4 protein-coding genes are annotated in these 4,335 nt (G+C 34.9%); 3 read left to right on the top strand and 1 reads right to left on the bottom strand.

Annotated elements, in window-relative coordinates; translation table 11 throughout:
• Positions 1-379: 379 nt before the first annotated feature.
• Positions 380-622 carry a hypothetical protein gene (locus tag HLX49_RS16995; RefSeq protein ID WP_296363399.1) on the bottom strand — a complete coding sequence of 81 codons (243 nt, stop codon included), beginning with the start codon at positions 620-622 and terminating at the stop codon, positions 380-382.
• A 538-nt stretch (positions 623-1,160) separates the two neighbouring features.
• Between HLX49_RS16995 and HLX49_RS16990 the strand changes: the two genes are divergently transcribed.
• The 3 genes from HLX49_RS16990 to HLX49_RS16980 all read left to right on the top strand — a co-directional run.
• Positions 1,161-1,262, top strand: a complete 102-nt coding sequence (locus tag HLX49_RS16990) for a DUF2399 domain-containing protein (protein ID WP_123059350.1) — start codon at positions 1,161-1,163, stop codon at positions 1,260-1,262.
• Positions 1,263-1,525: 263 nt separating this feature from the next.
• Complete coding sequence (locus HLX49_RS16985; protein ID WP_296363395.1) at positions 1,526-3,979, top strand: YheC/YheD family protein; 2,454 nt, start codon at positions 1,526-1,528, stop codon at positions 3,977-3,979.
• 162 nt (positions 3,980-4,141) lie between these two features.
• On the top strand, positions 4,142-4,335 hold a 194-nt coding region (locus HLX49_RS16980), incomplete at its 3' end, for a hypothetical protein (RefSeq protein WP_296363393.1).

Raw genomic sequence — 4,335 nt, 5'->3', positions numbered from 1 at the left:
ACATTTTATAATGAGGAACGATACCAAAAGAGATTAAACAGCCTAGCACCATTAGAATACCGGCGCCAGACTGTGGCATAATTTTTTATTTTTTCACTGTCTACTTGACAGGGCGCAGATCATAAAGGAGTGGGCTTTTTCGCTTTACTATAAGAACGTTTAAAGTTTTATAGTATAAGTAAAGTTGCGGCTTTCTTCATGAGAATCGGTTTTTCTAGGAAGTTTGTCTGCAAGAGCTTATTTATATGGCTGCTGCCCTTCTAATGTGAGCTACGGGCAGTTTTTTATATTATAAATTCTAAAGTTCGATGCTTTTATCTAGTACAAAAAAGCACGCCCAATGGCCCGCTTTTCCTTCTTTTATTAAAATGAAACGGCTTTAAAGTTCGTTTCCGCTCATCAAACAGGGCAATTCGTGACCTGTTGTGACTAAATTAAATTGACCTTCTAAGGATTGTAACCCTCGTGCTAATTGGTTTATATTCCCCTTCATATTACTTGCTCGAATGTCTAAATCTTTACACTGATCATCCACTTGCTTACTTTTTTCTCTAATTTCTTCCAATTCTTCCAGCAAATCGTTCATTGTGGATAATAAATCATTTATCTGCTTTTGATTCAAGCCTCGTTTCCCCCTTTAGTAATAAGATAACCATATGAAAAAGCGCGAGTACAAAAAATAGATAAAAAGGATAAAAGTTCTAGACGGTGAAGTTTGAAGTAGTGGAGTGTATGCAGTTTAGATACATGAGCAACAATGAAGTTTCATGAGTTATTTTGTTAGTATATAGAGGGAGTATAAGATTTTTTGGTTTATCGTATAAGAAAAACAAAGGCTTGGTGATAAGCCAAGTTTTTCTAATGCATTTTTTAACCACCTCTAAAAAACATATGCATTGATGGTAATCAGAATACCAAGCCAACTTAGGATAAACAAGTGCATTTGGAAGGATTTATTGAAAAAGTGTAGGCATAAATACGCATGTAGTATCTTTATATTTATGTAAAATATTTTTCGTGGCTGGGTTACCTAATGATAATATAGCAGCCCAGCAAGCGATAACGCGGTAGTTGTAAGAGATTTTCCGTCCCGTTAAGTGGAAGTTTGGGGAGTGTTATAGTTGATATTGTCAAGTTAGGAGGAAAAACACGTAGACTCCGTGAAAGATTGTATCATTTATTATGCGAGTGATTTTGATCCAGAAGGAGTGGGAATGGCGGAAAGATTATTACATCGGTATGCGCCTCAGTTACGTCTATGACAAATGTTTGTAGCGGCACATCATAAAAGTAATCCTGTGAAACCAATTGATGACGATTGAAAAAACTAGAGAGTATGAAGCATACATCGCTATTGTCACTCGTAAAGGAAATGAAACAAACGAAAAAAGCAGGCTATCAAGAGCACCAGTAAAAGAGATATTAAAAGTATGGGGGAACAAATCCAAATATTTTCTCAAACTACTTCTATTTTGATCCGATAATAACAATAAAGAAGAGTTTTTAAACCCTTAGGAGTGTTCATATGGAGGCAATATCGCAAAAGCAGCTATCACAAGCGAACAACATATTACATACCATTGTTGAGGCAACAGAATATTTTTATCAGTTAGTAAAGCAAGAAGAAAGCAATCAGGCAATATTTATATTTAGTTCTATTGTGGAAGGTGTGCAATCCGTAAGTAAGACGTTTGAGAATGACGAGTTTTTACGAGATGACAAGCGTAAATTAGAAAACTATCTATTGCAAGTCGCTCAATTATTGGAAGCAAATAAATTCATTAAGATTACAGAAGTACTTCAATTTTCATTTTTGCCACTTTTAAAGAGAATGTTATCCTATATGGAAGAAATAGATGGACAAAATAAAGCTGAAAAAGTTTATACAATTGGGGTGTTCTCCCCACAGGCGAATCCTGTAAAGTTCTTACCTCAACCAAGGCTTCAAGCTTTAATTAAAGAAAGTCAACAACAAAATGCACGTTTACTATTCTTTACAGAAACAGATGTCGACCTAGAGAACAATGAGATAGAAGCTGATACATATGTAAATGGAAGTTGGGAGAGAATAACTGCTCCTTTTCCAGATGTCATTAATAATATAGGAACAATCAAACCGTCCCATATCGAAAGGGAATTACGACGGAAAATTCCTTTTACAAGCTATCATGTAGGTAACAAATTTTCTTTGCCTAAACGAATGGTTAAGTACCGTAAATATGCTGATTTACTTGTTCCGTTTAGACTTTGTCAAAAAGAAAGTGATATTTTTGGCTTTTTACAAGAAAATAATAAAGTAGTGTTTAAATCACTATTAAGTAATCGCGGGGAAAATATTTTCTTTGTTACCAAAAAAGGCAACCGTTACATTTTAATGGAGCATAAAAAAGAGAGAATTTTAAATCAAGATGTGTTTTCAAAATGGTTGCAAGAGCATATTTTAAGAAAAAAAGGTAGTTTTATTATTCAACGGTATATTCATACACGCACGAAAAATGATGAACCGTATCATATTCGCTCTCACGTCCAAAAGAATGGACAAGGGGATTGGATAATCACGCACATATACCCGCGTGTTGGAAATAGAAAAAGTAATTTAAGTAATGTTGCTACAGAAGGAAGAGTAGAAGACTTTCATACATTTTTACTTCATGAGTATAGCGAACTTGGAGAAAAGTACGCACATGATATTTTGCAACTATCCTTAGAAGTAGCGAGCCATTTAGATAAGTTATACAACTTTGCATTAGATGAACTTGGTTTGGATTTTGCAATTGATGAAAATGGTAGATACTGGATGCATGAAGCGAATAATGGTCCGCAAACTGCCTATCACGAAGAAAAACGAGCAGTCAATACAATAGCCTATGCGAAATACCTTGCTGAAAATGGTATATTTCGTTCTGATCGGATACTTCAGCAACGGTTTAATTCCAGTATAGCCAATATCTCCAATGCGTCAACGAATGGAAAACCTACAATAGGTATGTTAGTAGGAAAACATGTTCGAGATGCATTGACCAAGGAATTTGCAAAGCTGGCAGAACAAAAAGAATTTTATTTTTATGTATTTAGTCCCAAGGATGTTGATGAATATGAAAGAGTCATCCGTGGTTATGTATTAGAGGATGGGGAGTGGATTGCTAAAATAATAGAGTATCCTGACATAGTGTTTGATAGATTGAAGATGAGAAATAGTAAACAGATGCAATGGCTGTATGAAGAATTGTCTGAGAAAGCAAGTTTTACTAATAATTGGAATGATCTCACCGAACGATCTGAATTATATAACCATCTAGCAGACAGGGAGTATATGTTACCTTTCCAACAAGTAAAGAGAACGAGAGATATTTTTAGAATGTTAGAGGCCCATCACCAGGTTGTGCTAAAGCCTGAAGTTGGGACATTATATGATGAACATGTTATAAAGGAACTTGAACATGGTAAATATTTGCTTATTCATGGAAAAAGAAAAACAGTGTACAGTCAACTTCCATTGACAAATAAACTAAAGGAATTATTAGAGGAAAGAAGCTATGTTGTCCAAGTTGATCCACGTATTACAGCTTTCGAAAATAGAGATGATTTGGTTTCTATACATGTTCATTTAATGAACAAGGAAATGAAAAATTGGGATTTCATAAGTGGATATGTCAAAACGAAAAGTTTTGAAGCAGGAAGCAATGCGACTGTTCACAGGCGAGATATGCTGGAGTATTTAACAGAGACATACGATGGTCAAGAGGTAAAGTTATTGGAATCAGAGCTTATGGCTATTGCTGAAAATGCTGCTACTACTTTAAAAAACACGTATCAAGAAAGTATGTCTGAAGTAGCTATTAGCTTATCGATGAACGATTTGAGAAATATCTATGTCTTAGATGTGAATCCTAGCGGTCCATCTTATATATATAATCCTACAATTTTAGCAAAACAATTGCTTTCTTATATTTCTGAGTTGTTCACAGGAAGAGGATGATAAGGGGAATTATATCTTCTTCTACTAGTCCATGACTATTGCGGCTTAAAAAATAAAAAAAAGGGGCTGTTGCACAATCAGGTAATTGATTGTGTAACAGCTTTTTTGTGTATACACAAAAAAACAGACCACAAAGGGCCTGTTCTTATGTATTATTAATTTATGACCAATAAACAAATAACACAAACCCAGTATACGCAAACTGCAGCAAATTATCAATTATATTTATCGATGGATGTAGAAGAAATGATTCCTATGGATGATTCGGTCCGGCTCCACTGCCTCTTATGTGAAAGGATGGATTATAGAGAACTACTACAGGCATACGCTTCCAAAGGGAGAAAACCAGCAGTCGA

The organism is Virgibacillus sp. (assembly GCF_013393565.1).
Lineage (GTDB): Bacteria > Bacillota > Bacilli > Bacillales > Amphibacillaceae > Virgibacillus > Virgibacillus dokdonensis.
This window is presented reverse-complemented; position numbering and strand designations above follow the sequence as displayed.

What these genes read in the sequence shown, in the direction of transcription:
- HLX49_RS16985 (WP_296363395.1), top strand. Translation starts at nt 1,526, where the DNA reads ATGGAGGCAATATCGCAAAAGCAGCTATCACAAGCGAACAACATATTA.